At 70.0% G+C, this 16,377-nt stretch carries 12 protein-coding genes and 1 riboswitch; of the genes, 8 read left to right on the top strand and 4 right to left on the bottom strand.

Going from position 1 to position 16,377, the window contains the following annotated elements:
• Positions 1-10: 10 nt before the first annotated feature.
• The 3 genes from FZO89_RS11635 to FZO89_RS11625 are packed head-to-tail and all read left to right on the top strand — an operon-like array spanning position 11 to position 3,388.
• Positions 11-1,303: a D-tagatose-bisphosphate aldolase, class II, non-catalytic subunit gene (locus tag FZO89_RS11635; protein ID WP_149103411.1), complete on the top strand. Its 1,293-nt coding sequence runs from the start codon at positions 11-13 to the stop codon at positions 1,301-1,303.
• Complete coding sequence (locus tag FZO89_RS11630; RefSeq protein ID WP_149103410.1) at positions 1,290-2,450, top strand: SIS domain-containing protein; 1,161 nt, start codon at positions 1,290-1,292, stop codon at positions 2,448-2,450. Before FZO89_RS11635 ends, FZO89_RS11630 begins: the two co-directional genes overlap by 14 nt.
• Positions 2,450-3,388, top strand: coding sequence for an N-acetylglucosamine kinase (locus tag FZO89_RS11625; protein ID WP_149103409.1), 939 nt, complete (start codon positions 2,450-2,452; stop codon positions 3,386-3,388). The genes FZO89_RS11630 and FZO89_RS11625 overlap by 1 nt, the downstream gene beginning before the upstream one ends.
• Positions 3,389-3,535: 147 nt before the next feature.
• On the opposite strand, the gene FZO89_RS11620 is transcribed toward FZO89_RS11625, so the two are convergent.
• Positions 3,536-6,709, bottom strand: a complete 3,174-nt coding sequence (locus tag FZO89_RS11620) for a multidrug efflux RND transporter permease subunit (protein ID WP_149103408.1) — start codon at positions 6,707-6,709, stop codon at positions 3,536-3,538.
• Positions 6,710-6,715: 6 nt separating this feature from the next.
• A complete protein-coding gene (locus tag FZO89_RS11615; RefSeq protein WP_149103407.1) occupies positions 6,716-7,936 on the bottom strand; it encodes an efflux RND transporter periplasmic adaptor subunit in 1,221 nt (406 codons plus the stop codon).
• 200 nt (positions 7,937-8,136) lie between these two features.
• On the opposite strand from FZO89_RS11615, the gene FZO89_RS11610 reads away from it, so the two are divergent.
• The 3 genes from FZO89_RS11610 to FZO89_RS11600 all read left to right on the top strand — a co-directional run bounded on the left by FZO89_RS11610 (position 8,137) and on the right by FZO89_RS11600 (position 13,360).
• Positions 8,137-8,883, top strand: coding sequence for a TetR/AcrR family transcriptional regulator (locus tag FZO89_RS11610; protein WP_149103406.1), 747 nt, complete (start codon positions 8,137-8,139; stop codon positions 8,881-8,883).
• Positions 8,884-8,907: 24 nt separating this feature from the next.
• Positions 8,908-10,098: an efflux RND transporter periplasmic adaptor subunit gene (locus tag FZO89_RS11605; RefSeq protein WP_149103405.1), complete on the top strand. Its 1,191-nt coding sequence runs from the start codon at positions 8,908-8,910 to the stop codon at positions 10,096-10,098.
• Positions 10,099-10,177: 79 nt separating this feature from the next.
• Complete coding sequence (locus tag FZO89_RS11600; RefSeq protein WP_149103404.1) at positions 10,178-13,360, top strand: efflux RND transporter permease subunit; 3,183 nt, start codon at positions 10,178-10,180, stop codon at positions 13,358-13,360.
• Positions 13,361-13,658: 298 nt separating this feature from the next.
• Here FZO89_RS11600 and bioD read toward each other — a convergent pair whose 3' ends face one another.
• Both bioD and FZO89_RS11590 read right to left on the bottom strand, forming a co-directional pair.
• Positions 13,659-14,357 (bottom strand): dethiobiotin synthase, encoded by a 699-nt coding sequence (bioD, locus tag FZO89_RS11595; RefSeq protein WP_149103403.1) that lies wholly within the window; start codon positions 14,355-14,357, stop codon positions 13,659-13,661.
• A complete protein-coding gene (locus tag FZO89_RS11590; RefSeq protein WP_149103402.1) occupies positions 14,354-15,133 on the bottom strand; it encodes a TMEM175 family protein in 780 nt (259 codons plus the stop codon). Before FZO89_RS11590 ends, bioD begins: the two co-directional genes overlap by 4 nt.
• Before the next feature lie 43 nt (positions 15,134-15,176).
• Here FZO89_RS11590 and FZO89_RS11585 point away from each other — a divergent pair, with 43 nt between their 5' ends.
• Entirely contained in the window at positions 15,177-15,659 is a 483-nt protein-coding gene (locus tag FZO89_RS11585) for a GAF domain-containing protein (RefSeq protein ID WP_149103401.1), read from the top strand.
• Positions 15,656-16,033, top strand: coding sequence for a TfoX/Sxy family protein (locus FZO89_RS11580; protein ID WP_149103400.1), 378 nt, complete (start codon positions 15,656-15,658; stop codon positions 16,031-16,033). The genes FZO89_RS11585 and FZO89_RS11580 overlap by 4 nt, the downstream gene beginning before the upstream one ends.
• 96 nt (positions 16,034-16,129) lie before the next feature.
• Positions 16,130-16,363, top strand: a riboswitch (cobalamin riboswitch).
• The last annotated feature ends 14 nt before the right edge of the window (positions 16,364-16,377 follow it).

Genomic DNA, 16,377 nt, shown 5'->3' with positions numbered 1-16,377 from the left:
GTCGCATGCGATGCGCGTCATGCTCGACCTGATCGAACGGCACAAGCGCGGCGAGGCCGTGGGCATCGCCTCGGTCTGTTCCGCCCATCCGATCGTCATCGAGGCCGCGCTGCGCCATGCGCTGGCGGTCGCGGCGCCGGTGGCGCTGTTCGAGGCGACCTGCAACCAGGTCAACCAGGACGGCGGCTACACCGGCATGGTCCCTGCGGACTTCGTGCGCTTCGTGCACGCGATCGCCGTCGACGTCGGCTTCGACCCGGCGCGCATCGCGCTCGGCGGCGACCATCTCGGCCCCAACCCGTGGACCGCGCTCGATGCCGCGGCGGCCATGGACAAGGCCGAGGCGATGGTCGATGCCTACGTCGCCGCGGGATTCCGCAAGATCCACCTCGACTGCTCGATGGCCTGCGCCGGCGACCCGGTGCCGCTGCCGGAACCGGTGGTCGTCGAGCGCGCGGTGCGCCTGTGCCTGGCGGCGGAAGCCGCGCATGCCCGCGCCGGCGGCGAACCGCCGGTCTACGTGATCGGGACCGAAGTGCCGGTGCCGGGCGGGGCCACCGAGGCGATCGAAGGCCTGGAACCCACCACGGCGCAGGCGGCCCTGGCGACGATCGAGGCGCACCGCCAGGCCTTCGCCGCCGCGGGGCTGGAGGCGGCATGGGCGCGGGTGGTCGCCTCGGTCGTGCAGCCGGGGGTCGAGTTCGACCACCACGAGGTCGTCGATTACCGTCCCGACGCGGCGCATGCGCTCAGCGACGCGATCGCCAGCGTGCCGGGCATGGTGTTCGAGGCGCATTCCACCGACTACCAGACCGCCGGCGCGTTGCGGGCGCTGGTGCGCGACCACTTCGCCATCCTCAAGGTCGGCCCCGGCCTGACGTTCGCGCTGCGCGAGGCGCTGTGGGCGCTCGATGCGATCGAACGCGAGACGGTCGAACCCGACGCACGCGCCAACCTGCGCGAACTCTCGCTTGCGCGCATGCGCGAGCAGCCCGGGCACTGGCAGCGCCATTACCACGCGCAGGGCGCGCAACTCGAGCTCGACCTGTCGTACAGCCTCAGCGACCGCATCCGCTACTACTGGCCCGATCCCGCGATCGAGCGGGCCCGCCAGCGCCTGTTCGCCAACCTGCGCGACCGGCCGCCGCCGCTGCCCCTGCTCAGCCAGCATCTCCCGCACGCCCTGCACGCCATGCGCGAGGGACGTGCCACCCGCGATCCCCATTCCCTCGTCATGGCGCACGTCGCCACCGTCCTCGATGATTACCACCGTGCATGCCATCCCCGCCATGACCACCGCTGAATACCTGGGCGTTCCGGAGCCGGAGCTCGCCGCATCCGGCGCGCTGCACACCGCGCGCGAGATCGAGCAGCAGCCGCGCATGCTCGCGCAAACGCACGCGCTGCTCTCGCAACTGCGCGAGCGGATCGAGGCGTTCGTCGGACCGGTCGCCCGCGATCCGGCGGCGCGCATCATCCTCACCGGGGCCGGGACTTCGGCCTACATCGGCCAGTGCCTGGCGCCCCTGCTCGATCGGCAGCTGGCCGCGCGCGTGGATGCCGTGCCGACCACCGACATCGTCAGCTGCCCGCGTCTGTACGTCGACCCGGACCGGCCGCTGCTGCTGGTTTCGTTCGGACGCTCGGGCAACAGCCCGGAAAGCCTGGCCGCGGTCGAACTGGCCGAAGCCCTGGTCCCGGGCGTGCGCCACCTGCTGGTCACCTGCAATCCCGACGGCGCGCTCGGCCGCGTCGCCGCGCGCCAGGCGATGACCCTGCAGTTGCCGGAGGAGACGCACGACGCCAGCTTCGCGATGACCTCCAGCTTCAGCTGCATGATGTACGCCACGCTCGCCGCGCTGGCGGGGGTCGAGGCGCTGGACGCACGCATCGCGGCGGTCGCAGATGCCATGGCCCGCGTCATCGCGGACGCCCGGCCGGCACTGCAGGAACTCGCGCTGCGCGGCTTCGACCGCGTCGTCTATCTGGGCAGCGGACCCTTCCAGGGCCTGGCCCGCGAGGCATGCCTGAAACTGGGGGAGCTGAGCAACGGCGCGGTCGCGACCTGCTTCGATTCCCCGCTCGGGTTCCGCCACGGGCCGAAGACCTTCGTCACCGACCGCACCCTGGTGGTGGTGTTCGTCTCCGGCGATGCGACCACCCGCCGCTACGACCAGGACCTGGTCGACGAACTGCGCCAGGACGGCTGCGCCGCGCGCGTGATCGAGGTCACCGCGCATCCGCGGCCGCAGGCGGCGCGCGACACGCTCGCGGTACCCGGCATGGCCGCGGCGCGGGACGTCGAGCTGTTGTGGCCTTACGTCGCGGTCGCCCAGCTGTACGCGTTCTTCGCCTCGCGCGCGCTCGGCCTGTCGCCCGACAATCCCAACGTGCAGGGCACGGTGAACCGCGTCGTGCAGGGCGTGCGCATCCACCCGCTGGCCGATTGATGGCCGGCGACTGCTTCCTGGGCGTGGACGGCGGCGGCACCAAGACCCGCTTCGCCGTGGTCGACGCCAGCGGCGGCCTCCTCGGCGAATCGCGGGTCGGCACCACCTACCATCCGCAGGTCGGCCTCGACGGCGTGCGCGCGGCGCTGGGCGAAGGCATCGACGCGGCGCTTGCGCGCGCCGGCCGCACGCGCGTCGATGTCCGCCATGCCTTCTTCGGCCTCCCGGCCTACGGCGAGGACAGCCGCGTCACGCCGCTGCTCGATGCGATGCCGCGCGACCTGCTGGGACACGAACGCTACACCTGCGACAACGACATGGTCTGCGGCTGGGCGGGTTCGTTCGACTGCGGCGACGGCATCAACGTCGTCGCCGGCACCGGCTCGATCGGCTACGGCCAGCGCGGCGACCGCGCGGCGCGTTGCGGCGGCTGGGGCGAGGCGTTCTCGGACGAAGGCTCGGCCTACTGGATCGCGGTGCAGGGACTCAACGCGTTCTCGCGGATGAGCGACGGACGGCTGCCGCGCGGCCCGTTGCACACGCTGCTGCGCGAGCGTCTCGGGTTGCGACACGATCTGGACCTGTGCGCGCACGTGTACGGGGAGGATGCGCTGGCGCGTGGCGCTCTGGCGCAGCTCTCGCCGCTGGTGGCCGAGGCCGCAGGACTGGGCGACCCCACCGCCGCCGGCATCTTCCGCGTGGCCGGCGAGGAGCTGGCGCGCATCGCCGACGCGCTGCGCCGCACGCTCGCCTTCGACGACGGCGAGGCGGTGCCGGTGTCGTACTCGGGTGGCGCGTTCAGCGCCGGCGCACTGCTACTGGCGCCGTTCACCCAGGCGCTGCACGCGGCCTGCCCGCGCTTCGACGTGCGTGCGCCGCTGCGTCCACCGCACCTGGGCGCCGCCTTCTACGCCATGCACCTGTCGCGCCACGGCTGAGTCGGCCGCGGCGGCGCGGCCTGCGCGTCGTGCCTGCGCAGCATGGCTCCAGGGCCGGGGACCGGCCGCTTCACGACTGACGGCCAGGACACCGCCGCGCATCGACGCACATGGCGGCCCCCGCCACGCGCGTTCCCCAGCCAGCCGTCAGTCGTTCGATGCGGGCCCGGGTGACGGCGTGGCCTCGTCCGTCGTCGGCAGCGGCTCGTCCATCCTGTCGCCGAGCATGCGCCGCACCGCGACGAAGAACACCGGGATCAGCAGCAGGCCGAGGAAGGTGGCGAACAGCATGCCGCCGATCACGCCGGTGCCGATCGCGTGGCGGGCGTTGGCGCCGGCGCCGGTGGAGATCGCCATCGGCACCACGCCCATGATGAAGGCGAAGGACGTCATCAGGATCGGACGGAAGCGCAGGCGCGCCGCCTCGATCACCGCCTCGCGCAACGTCTTGCCCTGGGTGCGCTCGAGCACCGCGAACTCGACGATCAGGATCGCGTTCTTCGCCGCCAGGCCGATCACCGTCACCAGGCCGATCTTGAAGAAGATGTCGTTCGACAGCCCGCGCATCATCGTGAACAGCACCGCGCCGAGCAGGCCCAGCGGCACCACCAGCAGCACCGAGACCGGGATCGACCAGCTCTCGTACAGCGCCGCGAGGCACAGGAACACCACCAGCACCGACAGCACCAGCAGCAACGTCGCGGTATTGCCGGCGATGATTTCCTGGTACGACAGCCCGGTCCAGTCGTAGCCGATGCCGGTCGGCAGTTCGTTGCCGACGATGTCCTCCATCGCCGCCATCGCCTCGCCGGAGCTGCGGCCTGGCGCCGGCGAGCCGTTGATGTTCACCGCCGAGTAGCCGTTGTAGCGGGTCAGCGCCGGGGCGTTCATCTGCCATCGCGTGGACACCACGTTGCTGAGCGGGACCATCGCCGGGTTGCCGTCGACGTTCTCCAGCGCCGACGGCGTGTAGAAGCGCGAGAACGATTCCGGACCGCTGCGGAACTGCGCGTCGGCGCGCATGATCACGCGCTTGACGCGACCTTCTGAGAAGTAGTCGTTGACGTACACCGGCGCCAGCATCAGCTGGATCGCGCTGTACACGTCGCTCACCGACAGGCCCATCGCCTGCGCCTGCGCGCGGTCGACGTCGAGCCTGAGCTGCGGCGCGTCCTGCAGGGTGTTGGGGCGCACCGCGGTCAACAGCTCCGGCTGCTGCGCGGCACTGGCGACCAGCGTGTCGCGCGCCGCGCCCAGCGCCTCGCGGCCGAGGCCTGCGCGATCCTGCAGGTACATGTCGAAGCCGCCGAACTGGCCCAGGCCACGGATGGTCGGCAGGTTGACCACGAAGATCTGCGCTTCCTTGATGCCCTGCAGCGCGCCGTTGGCCTGCGCGATGAACTCGGGCACGGTGACGTCCCGCTCGTCCCAGTGGTCGAGCCGGATGAACGCCATGCCCACGTTCTCGCCCTGGCCGACGAAGCTGAAGCCGGCGATCTGCATCATGCCTTCGTAGCCGTCGAGGCCTTCCATGGTGGTGCGCACGTCCTCGAACACCGCCTGCGTGCGCTGCAGGCTCGAGCCGGGCGGCAATTGCACGATGGCCAGGGCGTAGCCCTGGTCCTCCTCCGGCACGAAGCTGCCCGGCAGTCGGGTGAACAGCAGCGCGCAGACCACGGCGATCGCCGCGAACACCATCATCCAGCGGGGCGCGTGCTTCACCGCGCTCCCGATATGCCCCACGTAAGTGCGGCTGATGCGGTCGTAGTACCTGTTGAAGGTGCGGTAGACGACGTTCTGCTTCTTCGAAGCGTCCGGGTCATGTTGCTTGAGGAAGCTCGCGCACAGCGCCGGGGTGAAGCCCAGCGCGAGGAAGGCCGAGAAGCCCATCGCCATCGCGATGGTGATCGCGAACTGCTTGTAGATCTCGCCCGATGCCCCCCCCTGCAAGGCGCTGGGGATGAACACCGCCGCCAGCACCACCGTGATCGCGACCACGGCGCCGGTGATCTGGCCCATCGCCTTCTCGGTCGCCTCGCGCGCCGGCAGATGCTCCTCGGCCATGATCCGTTCGACGTTCTCGATCACGATGATCGCGTCGTCCACGACGATACCGATCGCCAGCACCATCGCGAACAGCGTCAGCTGGTTGACCGTGAACCAGATCATGCTCAGGCCCAGGAACGTGCCCAGCAGCGCGACCGGGATCACCAGGGTCGGGATGATCGTGGCGCGCAGGTTCTGCAGGAACAGCAGCATCACCAGGAACACGAGCACGACCGCCTCGACCAGGGTCACCACCACTTCCTCGATCGAGATCCGGACGAAGGTGGTGGTGTCGAACGGCGTGAACCACTCCACCCCGGTCGGGAACGTCGCCTGCAGCTCGTCCATGCGCGCGGTGACCGCCTCGGCCACCGCCAGCGCGTTCGCGCCCGGCTGCAGCGTCACCGCGACCGCGCCCACCGGCTTGCCGTCGAACTTGGCATCGAAGCCGTAACCCTGCGCGCCGACCTCGACGCGCGCCACGTCGCCCAGCCGCACGACGGCACCGTCGGCGTCGGAACGCAGGATGATGTTCCGGAACTGTTCGGGCGTGCTGAAGCGGCCCTCGGCGGCGACGGTGGCGGTGAAGCCCTGGCCTTCCGGCGCGGGATCTGCGCCGATCGAACCTGCGGCGAACTGGGCGTTCTGCCCGCGCACCGCCGCGAGCGCCTGCGAGGCCGACATGCCGTAGCCCTGCAGCTTCTCGGGGTCGAGCCAGATGTTCATCGCGTAGGACGAACCGAAGTGCTGGGTATTGCCCACGCCCGGCACCCGCGCCAGCGGCTCCAGGATGCGCGAGGCGATCATGTCGTTGAGCGCGTTGCGGTCCATCGAGGCATCGACGGAGCGCAGGCCGACCACCATCAGGAAGCCGCTGTTGGCCTTGGCCACCACCACGCCCTGCTGGATCACCTCGGTCGGCAGGCGCGCCGTCGCCAGCGACACCTTGTTCTGCACCTGCACCTGGGCGATGTCCGGATCGGTGCCGCTCTCGAAGGTCAGCGTGATCGACACGCCGCCCGAGGAGCTCGACGAGGAGCTGAAGTACAGCAGGTTGTCGATGCCGGTCAGTTGCTGCTCGATGACCTGGGTGACCGCCTGCTCGGCGGTCTGCGCGTCGGCACCGGGATAGGTGGCACTGATGGTGACCTGCGGCGGGGCGACGTTGGGATACGACTCGACGCCCATGTTGAGCAGCGCGATCACGCCGCTGAGCGAAATCAGGATCGCGACGACCCAGGCGAAGACCGGGTGGTGGATGAAGAACCTTGGCATGGCCGGTCAGCCCTCGGCGTCGGCGTCGGCAGGCGCGCCTTCGGATGGCGCGACAGGCGCCGCGGGTCGTGCCGCAGGCTGCGGAGCGCCGGGGGCGGGCGCCTGCTTCGCCGGCGGCGCCGCACCGTCGCGCTGCCACGGCACCGCCCTGGCCGGCGCATCCACGCGCACCTTCTGCACCCCGGCCACGATCACCTGCTCGCCGGCGGAAAGGCCGTCCGTGACGATCCAGTTGCCCTCGCTGGCCGTCGAAGTCTCCACGTCCCTGCGTGCGACCTTGCCGTCGGCACCCACCACCAGAACGTAGGCGCCGCTCGCGTCGCGTTGCACCGCCGCCTGCGGGATCGCGAACACGCCCTGCTGCATGCCCATCGTCGCCTCCAGGGTCACGTAGGTGCCGGGCAGCAGGCGCCTGTCGGGGTTGGGCACGCTCGCGCGCATGGAGACCGCGCCGGTCGCCGGATCGACCAGGTCCGCCGAGAAGTCGAGCGCGCCCTTGTGCGCGTGCTCGCTGCCGTCCGGCAGGCGCACCGCGACCTCGGACCGGTCGCGGCCGCTGGCCGCGACGATCGCGCGGATGCGCCCGAGTTCGCTGACGCTGATCGAGAAGTTCACGTACAACGGGTCCACCTGGTCGACCGTGGTCAGCAGGGTCGCATCGCCCTGTCCGACCAGCGCCCCTTCGGTGACGCGTTGCTTGCCGGCGATGCCCGCGATCGGCGCGCGCACGGTCGCGTAACCGAGGTTGATGCGCGCCGAATCGACCGCCGCGCGCCCCGCCTGTACCGCCGCCGCGGCGCTGCGTTCGGCGGCGAGCGCATTGTCGAGGTCGGACTGCGAGACGTAGTTCTGCGGCGCCAGCTGGCGCGCACGGTCGGCGCCGGCCTTCGCGTTGGCGTAGTTCGCCTGCGCCTGCGCGAGCGAGGCCTGGGCGGTCCCCAGCGCCGCCTGCAGCGGTGCCGGATCGATCAGGAACAGCACGTCGCCCTCGCGGACATCGCTGCCCTCGGCGTACACCCGCTTCTGCAGCACGCCCGGTACCCGCGCGCGCACGTCGGCACTGCGGAACGGCGCCAGGCGGCCCCCGATGTCGAGCGTCAGCGGCAGGTTGGCGGGCGTCGCCTCGATCACGCCGACCTCCGGCGGGGGCGGGGTCGCGGGGGCCTGCTCGCCGCCACAGGCGGCAAGCAGGAGGAGCAGCGGCACGGGGGCGAGGAGGCGGCGCATCGGGCAAATCCCTGGCGGGGCCCGCGCAGGCACGGGCGTGATTAATTTCTGTACCGGCGAGTATACTTGCGAGCCGGACCGTCAGACCCTGCCGTTCGTCAGGGGGGGCCATGGCGCCCTGCCCGCCGCAAATGAACGCTGGATCATGGAATGAACCTGGTTCACAATGCCCGCCTGCCGACGTCCTCCCCCTCACGCCCATGGCCACCGTCGATCGCAAACAGCGGGAATTCGCGCGCCGCGAGGACCTGTTCCTCGACTGCGCGCAGGCGCTGATCCAGCGCGACGGGCTGCTCAACCTGCAGATGTCGAGGATCGCCGAGGAATGCGAGTACGCGATCGGCACCCTGTACAAGCACTTCGCCAGCAAGGAGGACCTGCTGGTGGCGCTGTCGACGCGCAACTGCATCGGTCGGGTCGAACTGTTCGAACGCGCGGCGCGCTGGAACGGCCCTACCCGCGACCGCATCGTCGCGATCGCGCTGGCCGACCTGATCGTGCTGCGCGAGCAGCCCGAGCATTTCCGCCTCGCCCAGTTCGTGTGGACCGACGTCGTCTGGGGCGCCGCGTCCGCCGACAGCCGGCGACGCGCACTGGAGGCCTGCGAGCCACTGGCCGCCCTGGTCGACGGGGTGGCCGCCGAGGCGCGCCGCAACGGCGACCTGCCGGCGGGATTCGCCATGCCGGACGAATGCCTGACGATCGGCCCATGGATCCTGTGCCTGGGCATGCATACTCTCGCGCAGCAGCAGGGGCTGCTGGATCCGGCCGGCATCGGCGATCCGTACCGGCTGCTGTTCAAGCACCTGCACTACCTGCTCAACGGCTACGGCTGGCAACCCCTGTTCGATCCCGGCGACGACGACGCGCTCGACCGCATGACGCAACGCCTGTGCCGCGACGTGTTCGACGCGCCCTGCCCCTATCCCACCCGCTCGACCCGCTGATTCCTTTCCACCAAGGCTCCCCCCATGTCCACTGCCCCCCAGAAGCGCAAGCCGCGATTCGCGTTGCGCCTGATCCTGATGCTGCTGGCGACCGCGCTGGTGTTCGGCGGCGTGTTCGCCGTCAAGGCCTTCATCGGCGCGCAGACCAACAACTTCTTCGACAACATGCCGCAGCCGGCGTCGGCGGTGAGCGCCTCGGTGGCGCGTGCCGAGCGCTGGTCGGACGACGCGGAGGCGGTCGGCACCCTGGTCGCCGTGAACGGCACCGACGTCACCACCGAGGCCGGCGGCGTGGTGCGCGCGATCGAGTTCGAGGCCGGGCAGCCGGTCAAGGCCGGCGACGTGCTGGTGCGCCTGAACACCGACAACGAGCTGGCCACGCTGAAGTCGCTGGAGACCGCCGCGCGCCTGGCCGACGTGCAGGCCGAGCGCTGGCAGCAGCTGGGCAAGGACCAGCTGGTCTCGCTGGACGAGGTGCAGCAGCGCACGGCCACCGCCGCCAGCGCACGCGCCCAGGCCGACGCGCAGCGCGCGCTGATCGCGCAGAAGACCATCCGCGCGCCGTTCAGCGGCGAGCTCGGCATCCGCAAGGTCAACCTCGGCCAGTTCGTCTCGCCGGGCGATCCCATCGTCAGCCTGCAGCAGCTCGACCCGATCTACCTCGACTTCAACCTGCCCGAGCTGTACATGGACAAGCTGCAGCAGGGCACGACGATCCGCGCCACCGTCGATGCGCTGCCCGGCAAGGTGTTCGAGGGCCGGGTGACGGCGATCGAACCGGGGGTCGACCCCGGCACGCGCAACTTCACCGCGCAGGCCACGCTGGAAAACCCCGACGGCGAGCTGCGTCCGGGCGCGTTCGCCCACGTGTCGCTGGCGCTCGGCGGCGAGCGCGACGTGGTGGTGATCCCGCAGACCGCGGTCAGCTTCAATCCCTACGGCAACGCGGTGTTCGTGATCAGCGAAGTGCCGCGCGAGGAAGGCGAGACCGACATGCAGGGCAATGCGCTGACCGGCGACAAGCTCGTGGTCAACCAGCGCTTCATCAAGACCGGCACCACCCGCGGCGACCTGATCGCCGTGACCGAGGGCCTGAAGCCCGGCGAACGGGTGGCGACCAGCGGCCTGCTCAAGCTGCGCAACGAAGCCGAGGTGACGGTCAACAACAAGATCCAGCCGACCTCTGACGCGCAGCCGCAGGCCGAGAACCGCTGACCGGTCCGACCGCCCCGCGCCGCGCGCGGGCCCCCACCCCGACCCTCCCCCGCAAGCGGGAGAGGGGGAGTTCGAAGCGATGAAATTCACCGACATCTTCATCAACAAGCCGGTGCTGGCGATGGTCGTCAGCCTGTTCATCCTGATCTTCGGGCTGCGCGCGTTCTCGGAACTGAACGTGCGCCAGTACCCGGAGCTGCGCAACGCGGTGATCAATGTCAGCACCGTGTACTACGGCGCCGACGCCGACCTGATCCAGGGCTTCATCACCACGCCGCTGGAGCGCGAGATCGCGAGCGCCGAGGGCATCGACTACCTGAGTTCGACCAGCTCGGCCGGCGTCAGCACGATCCAGGCCTACATCCGCCTCGACCAGGATCCGAACGAGGCGCTCACCCAGATCGCCGCCAAGGTCAACAAGATGCGCGGCCAGCTGCCGCCGGAGTCGGAGGACCCGGTGATCGACCTGCAGCAGGGCCAGCAGATCGCGGCGATGTACGTGTCGTTCGCCAGCGAGACGCTCGACAACAACCAGATCACCGACTACCTCACACGCGTGGTCCAGCCCAAGCTGGTCACCGTGGGCGGCGTGCAGCGCGCCGACATCCTCGGCGCCGGCACGTTCGCGATGCGCGTGTGGCTCAAGCCCGACCGCATGACCGCGCTTCAGGTGACCGCGAGCGACGTCGCCACCGCACTGCAGTCCAACAACGTGCTTTCCGCGGTGGGCTCGACCAAGGGCCAGATGGTCGCGATCGACATGACCGCGCGCACAGACCTGCGCAACGCCGAGGAATTCCGCAAGCTGGTCATCCGCGAGCAGGACGGCGCGATCGTGCGCCTGGGCGATGTCGCCGACGTGATGCTGGGCTCGGAGAACTACGGCACCTCGGTCCGCATCAACGGCGAGGCGGCGACGTTCATGGGCATCTTCGTCTCGCCCGACGCCAATTCTCTCGACGTGATCAGCGAGGTCCGCGAGCTGTGGGACAGCGAGATCGTGCCGCAGTTGCCTGAAGGCATCATCGCCACGATTCCCTACGACAGCACCGAGGCGATCCAGGATGCGATCAACGAGGTGGTGACCACGATCATCGAGGCGGTGGTCATCGTGATCGTGGTGATCTTCCTGTTCCTGGGCAGCCTGCGCAGCGTGCTGATCCCCGCGGTGACGGTCCCGCTGTCGCTGGTGGGCTCGCTGTTCCTGATGCTGCTGATGGGCTTCACCATCAACCTGCTGACCCTGCTGGCGATGGTGCTGGCGATCGGCATCGTGGTCGACGACGCGATCATCGTGCTGGAGAACATCCACCGCCACATCGAGGAAGGCATGTCGCCCTACGATGCGGCGATCAAGGGTGCGCGCGAGCTGGCCTGGCCGGTGGTGGCGATGACCACGACCCTGGTCGCGGTGTACCTGCCGATCGGCTTCCAGGGCGGGCTGACCGGCGTGCTGTTCACCGAGTTCGCGTTCACCCTGGCCGGCAGCGTGCTGCTCTCGGGCGTGATCGCGCTGACGCTCTCGCCGATGATGAGCGCGAAGATCCTCAAGCCCCACAGCGAGGGCAGCAAGGGCCGGCTGGAGGCCTGGCTGGACACGCGCTTCGACAAGCTGCGCCTGGGCTACCAGCGCAGGCTGCACGGCGCGCTGGAGACCAAGGCGGTGATCGCGCTCTTCGGCGCAATCGTGCTGGTGTCGTGCGTGTTCCTGTACATGACCGCGCCCAAGGAACCCGCGCCGCTCGAGGACGAAGGCTTCATCTTCTCCATCGCGCAGGCCGACCCCACTGCCACCCTCGATTACGTCGAGCGCTACACCGAGGAGGTCACACAGATCGCCAAGGGCGTGCCCGAGGTGCAGGACTACTTCCTGTTCAACGGCGGCTTCGGCGGCGCCGGCGGCGGCGCCAGCCCGATGGCGATGGCCGGCTTCGTGCTCAAGCCCTGGAGCGAGCGCGAGCGCTCGACCAAACAGGTGCTGGAACAGGACCTGCAGCCGAAGATCAGCGAGGTCACGGGCCTGAACACCTTCGCCCTGGTTCCGCCCTCGCTGCCCAGCGCCGGCGGCGACGGCGGCGGCGAGTTCGTCATCGGCGGCGTCGGCGAACTGAGCCAGCTCAGCGAGCTGGCCGACCAGATCCTGGCCAGGGCGATGGAGAGCAAGCGCTTCATCTTCCTCGACAAGGACCTGAAGATCGACAAGCCGCGGATCGAGGTGGAGATCGACCGCGACAAGGCGGCCTCGCTCGGCATCGACATGCGTACCCTGGCGGCCGACATGTCGGCGATGCTCTCGGGCGGCTACACCAACCGCTTCGCGATGCAGAACCGGTCGTACCTGGTGATCCCGCAGGTGCAGCGCAGCGACCGGCTCAACGCCGCGCAACTGCAGAACTACTACACCCGCACCCGCGATGGCGAGCTGATCCCGCTGTCGACCCTGGTGACGCTGCGCGAGAGCACCCAGCCACAGTCGCTCAAGCGCTTCCAGCAGCTCAACTCGGTGGCGATCACGTTCGCGCCGCGCCCGGGCGTGAGCAAGGGCGAGGCGCTGGCGATCCTCGACGAGGCCGCGCGCGACGTGCTGCCGCAGGGCTACAGCGTCGACTACGCCGGCGAGTCGCGCCAGTTCAAGCAGGAGGGATCGGCGATGCTGGTCACGCTCGGGCTGGCGCTGATCGTGATCTTCCTGGTGCTGTCGGCGCAGTTCGAGAGCTTCCGCGATGCCCTGATCATGCTGCTCACGGTGCCCATGGCGATCTGCGGCGCGCTGCTCACCCTCAACGTGCTGGCGATCATCAGCGGCATCCTCGGCTTCTCGGGGATCGAGGCCTTCCCGGGGATGAGCATCAACATCTACACCCAGGTGGGCCTGGTGACGTTGGTGGGCGTGATCTCCAAGCACGGCATCCTGATCGTGGAGTTCGCCAACAAGCTGCAGATCGAGCAGGGCCTTTCCAAGCGCGAGGCGATCGAGGAAGCGACCGCGATCCGGTTGCGGCCGGTGCTGATGACCACCGCGGCGCTGGTGTTCGCGATGATTCCGCTGCTGATGGCCAGCGGCCCCGGCGCGGCCTCGCGCTTCTCGATGGGCACGGTGATCGCCTCGGGCATGACCATCGGCACCGTGTTCACGCTGTTCGTGCTGCCGGCCTTCTACCTCTACCTCGCCCGCGACCATGCGCACGACCGCGACTACGAGACGGCGAGCGAAGCGGACGGCGCGGATCGGCTGCCGCCGCCGGCGCCGCAGCACGGCTGAGGCCGGAACGGAGCCGGCGCGGGGCATGTTTCATCCCTCTCCCGCTTGCGGGAGAGGGGCAGGGGTGAGGGTAGACAGGGGCCAAAGTCCTGCCGCGCCTTCGGCGCGCCCCCATCCGCCTTCGGCATCTTCCCCCCACTGCCTGGGCGAAGGAAACAGGACGTCAGCTCGATACCTTTGCTTCTGCGCGGTGAAAGAAGCAGGACACCGCTTCGAAACCCTCCCACTGCGTGGGGAAGGACGCAGGACCTCCGCTTACAAGCCTTTGCCGCTGCGTGGGGCAGGAAGGACGCCTCCTTCAGCGGCTTTGGTCGCCGGTCCGCCACAACGGCGCCACGTCGAGTTCCTCCGCCGCGATCGCGCCATCGCCCGTCGGTGCATGCGCCAGGACGCCCAGGCAAGGTGCCGGCAGGGCGTCGCGGAGCAGGTCGAGGTAGTCGTCCGCACGGTCGAACGACGGATCGACGCGATTGCCGATCCATCCGGCCAGCCGGCAACCGTCGGCCTCGACCGCACGCGCGGTCAGCCGCGCGTGGCTGAGGCAACCCAGCCGCAGCCCGACCACGAGCACGACGTCGGCATCGAGCGCGCGCACCAGCGCGCACTGGTCCAGGCCATCGGCCAGCGGCGCCGCCCAGCCGCCGACGCCTTCCACCACGGTCGCCTGTGCGGTTGCCGAGAGTCGCGCATGCGCGGCCAGCAGTGCCGCCAGATCCACCGCGATCCCGGCCTCGCGCGCAGCCAGTTGCGGCGCGGTCGCGGCGGGCAGCGCGAACGGGTTGACGTCGGCATAGGCCGGCGCCGGCTCGCTGGCCGCGAGCAGGGCCAGTGCATCCTCGTTGCGCCAGCCTGCGTCGGTCCGCACGCAGCCGCTGGCGACCGGCTTCATCCCCAAGGCGCGCAGGCCACGCGCGCGCAGCCCATGCAGCAGCGCCACCGAGGCGAAGGTCTTGCCGATGCCGGTGTCGGTACCGGTGACGAAACAGGACCAGCTCATGCGCCGCCACCGCCGGGCGCCGCGGCATGCCGCGACAGCCGTTGCCGCTCGCGATGCGTGTGGTACCACGGCATCCAGATCCCGAGCGTCGCGTAGCACCACATCGGCAGCCCGGCGAGCACCCGGACCACGCCGCTCAGTGCCGGATCCAGCACGTACAGCATCAGCGCGCTCGCCAGGCTGGCCAGCGAGACCAGTGCCAGGATCGCGTGCGAGCCGACCTCGGTGCGCAGCAGGTGGCGCTCGTTGGCGTCCAGCGCGAGCGCATCGGCCCTGCGCAGGGCATGCGCGTTGAGCCGCCACAGCAACCAGGCCAGCAGGCCGAAGCCCAGGCCGTAGACGATGAACGTGGTCTGCAGGTCGCGCATGACGTGGTCCGCGTCGATGCCCAGTTCGTTCGGCAGCCAGCCGGCGGTGACGAGCGAGAGGAAGCTCGAGCTCACCATCCGCAGCGGGTACACGTAGACCATCACCACCAGCACCAGCGCGAGGCTGAGCACGGTCGACTTCGCGTCCTCCAGCCCGACGCGCCGGCTCCAGCGGTTGTGCGCGGCCCAGAACATCATCAGCACGGCGAAGCAGGCGACGAAGGTCGGCACCTTCTTCAACGCCTCGCGCAGCTCGGCGGCGGTCTGCGGCAGGTCGCTGGTGAATATCACCAGCAGGGTCAGCGAGAACGCGAACGCGGCGTCGACGAAGGTCTCCAGCCGCGTCACCTGTTCACCGCGCAGGCGGAAGCCGGCGCCATCGCGATCGAGCCGTTCCAGATCCGTCACCCGTCCTCCGGAGCGCGCGTGGACGCGCTGCTACACTGGCCGCATGTTCAGCGCCTCCAGTCTAAGCGGCGACAAGTCCGAACAGTATGCCCAGCTCGCGGAGCAGGCCCGCGCGCTGCTGCATGGCGAACGCGACAGGGTCGCCAATGCCGCCAACCTCGCCGCCCTGGTCTACCACGCGCTGCCGCGGCTGAACTGGGCGGGTTTCTACTTCCACGACGGCGTCGAACTCGTGGTCGGCCCGTTCCAGGGCCTGCCCGCCTGCGTGCGCATCCCGCTCGACCGTGGCGTGTGCGGCGCCGCCGCGCGCAGCCGGCAGACCCAGCGCGTGGACGACGTCCACGCCTTCCCCGGCCACATCGCCTGCGACGCGGCCTCGCGCTCGGAACTGGTGGTGCCGCTGGTCCGCGACGGCGAGCTGGTGGGGGTGTTCGATCTCGACAGCCCGGATCCGGCCCGTTTCGACGTTATGGATCAGGAGGGGCTGGAAACCATCGCCCGGATCTACGTCGAGTCGCTGCCATGAATGCTCCGCTGAAACTGCGCAACATCGGTCCCAAGTCCGCCGCCTGGCTGCGCCAGGTGGGGCTGCGCACGCAGGAGGACCTGGTGGCCGCGGGCCCGGTGGATGCGTTCATGCGGGTCCGGCGCGCCGGCTTCAAGCCCAGCCTCAACATGCTCTACGCGCTCGAGGGCGCGCTCCAGGACTGCCACTGGCAGGAAGTGCCCGAGGCCCGGCGCGCCGAGCTGGTGTCCGCAGTCGAGGCGGCGACGGCCGGCCTGCCGCCGCCGCGCGGGCGCCCTGCCGCAGCGCCGGTCACCACCACCCACCACCAGGACGAGGCGCCCGCGCCCTCGTTCGGCTTCCTCGACGAACCCGGCGGCGGCGACCACGACTGAGCGTGCCCCCAGGGCGATCGAGGCGGTCGCCGGGAAGGTTCCATGGGGTCGCCCCCGAAAGGCGCCCCCGGGACGTGGGCACTCCCCCATCGCGTACAATGCGTGCTGCTTCGAGGTGGCCCGCGGACGTTCGTCCAAGGGCTGAAACGGGAAGCCGGTGACGCCGATGTCGCGAGCAGCGACACGGCCATTCCGGCACTGCCCCCGCAACGGTAAGCGCGTCAGGCCGCCGCATCCGCCACTGTGCCCAGGGCATGGGAAGGCGCGACGGCCAGGGCATCCACTGCCCAGCGCGCGAGTCCGGAGACCGGCCACGGAGTCCACTGGTTGCGACGCGGAGGGCG

Origin of the sequence: Luteimonas viscosa (assembly GCF_008244685.1) — a bacterium.
Lineage (GTDB): Bacteria > Pseudomonadota > Gammaproteobacteria > Xanthomonadales > Xanthomonadaceae > Luteimonas > Luteimonas viscosa.
Note: the sequence above shows the minus strand (reverse complement) of the source record. Positions and strands in the feature narration are given on the sequence as shown.

What these genes read in the sequence shown, in the direction of transcription:
- FZO89_RS11635 (WP_149103411.1), top strand. Translation starts at nt 11, where the DNA reads ATGCGCGTCATGCTCGACCTGATCGAACGGCACAAGCGCGGCGAGGCC.
- FZO89_RS11630 (WP_149103410.1), top strand. Translation starts at nt 1,290, where the DNA reads ATGACCACCGCTGAATACCTGGGCGTTCCGGAGCCGGAGCTCGCCGCA.
- FZO89_RS11625 (WP_149103409.1), top strand. Translation starts at nt 2,450, where the DNA reads ATGGCCGGCGACTGCTTCCTGGGCGTGGACGGCGGCGGCACCAAGACC.
- FZO89_RS11620 (WP_149103408.1), bottom strand. Translation starts at nt 6,709, where the DNA reads ATGCCAAGGTTCTTCATCCACCACCCGGTCTTCGCCTGGGTCGTCGCG.
- FZO89_RS11615 (WP_149103407.1), bottom strand. Translation starts at nt 7,936, where the DNA reads ATGCGCCGCCTCCTCGCCCCCGTGCCGCTGCTCCTCCTGCTTGCCGCC.
- FZO89_RS11610 (WP_149103406.1), top strand. Translation starts at nt 8,137, where the DNA reads ATGGCCACCGTCGATCGCAAACAGCGGGAATTCGCGCGCCGCGAGGAC.
- FZO89_RS11605 (WP_149103405.1), top strand. Translation starts at nt 8,908, where the DNA reads ATGTCCACTGCCCCCCAGAAGCGCAAGCCGCGATTCGCGTTGCGCCTG.
- FZO89_RS11600 (WP_149103404.1), top strand. Translation starts at nt 10,178, where the DNA reads ATGAAATTCACCGACATCTTCATCAACAAGCCGGTGCTGGCGATGGTC.
- bioD (WP_149103403.1), bottom strand. Translation starts at nt 14,357, where the DNA reads ATGAGCTGGTCCTGTTTCGTCACCGGTACCGACACCGGCATCGGCAAG.
- FZO89_RS11585 (WP_149103401.1), top strand. Translation starts at nt 15,177, where the DNA reads ATGTTCAGCGCCTCCAGTCTAAGCGGCGACAAGTCCGAACAGTATGCC.
- FZO89_RS11580 (WP_149103400.1), top strand. Translation starts at nt 15,656, where the DNA reads ATGAATGCTCCGCTGAAACTGCGCAACATCGGTCCCAAGTCCGCCGCC.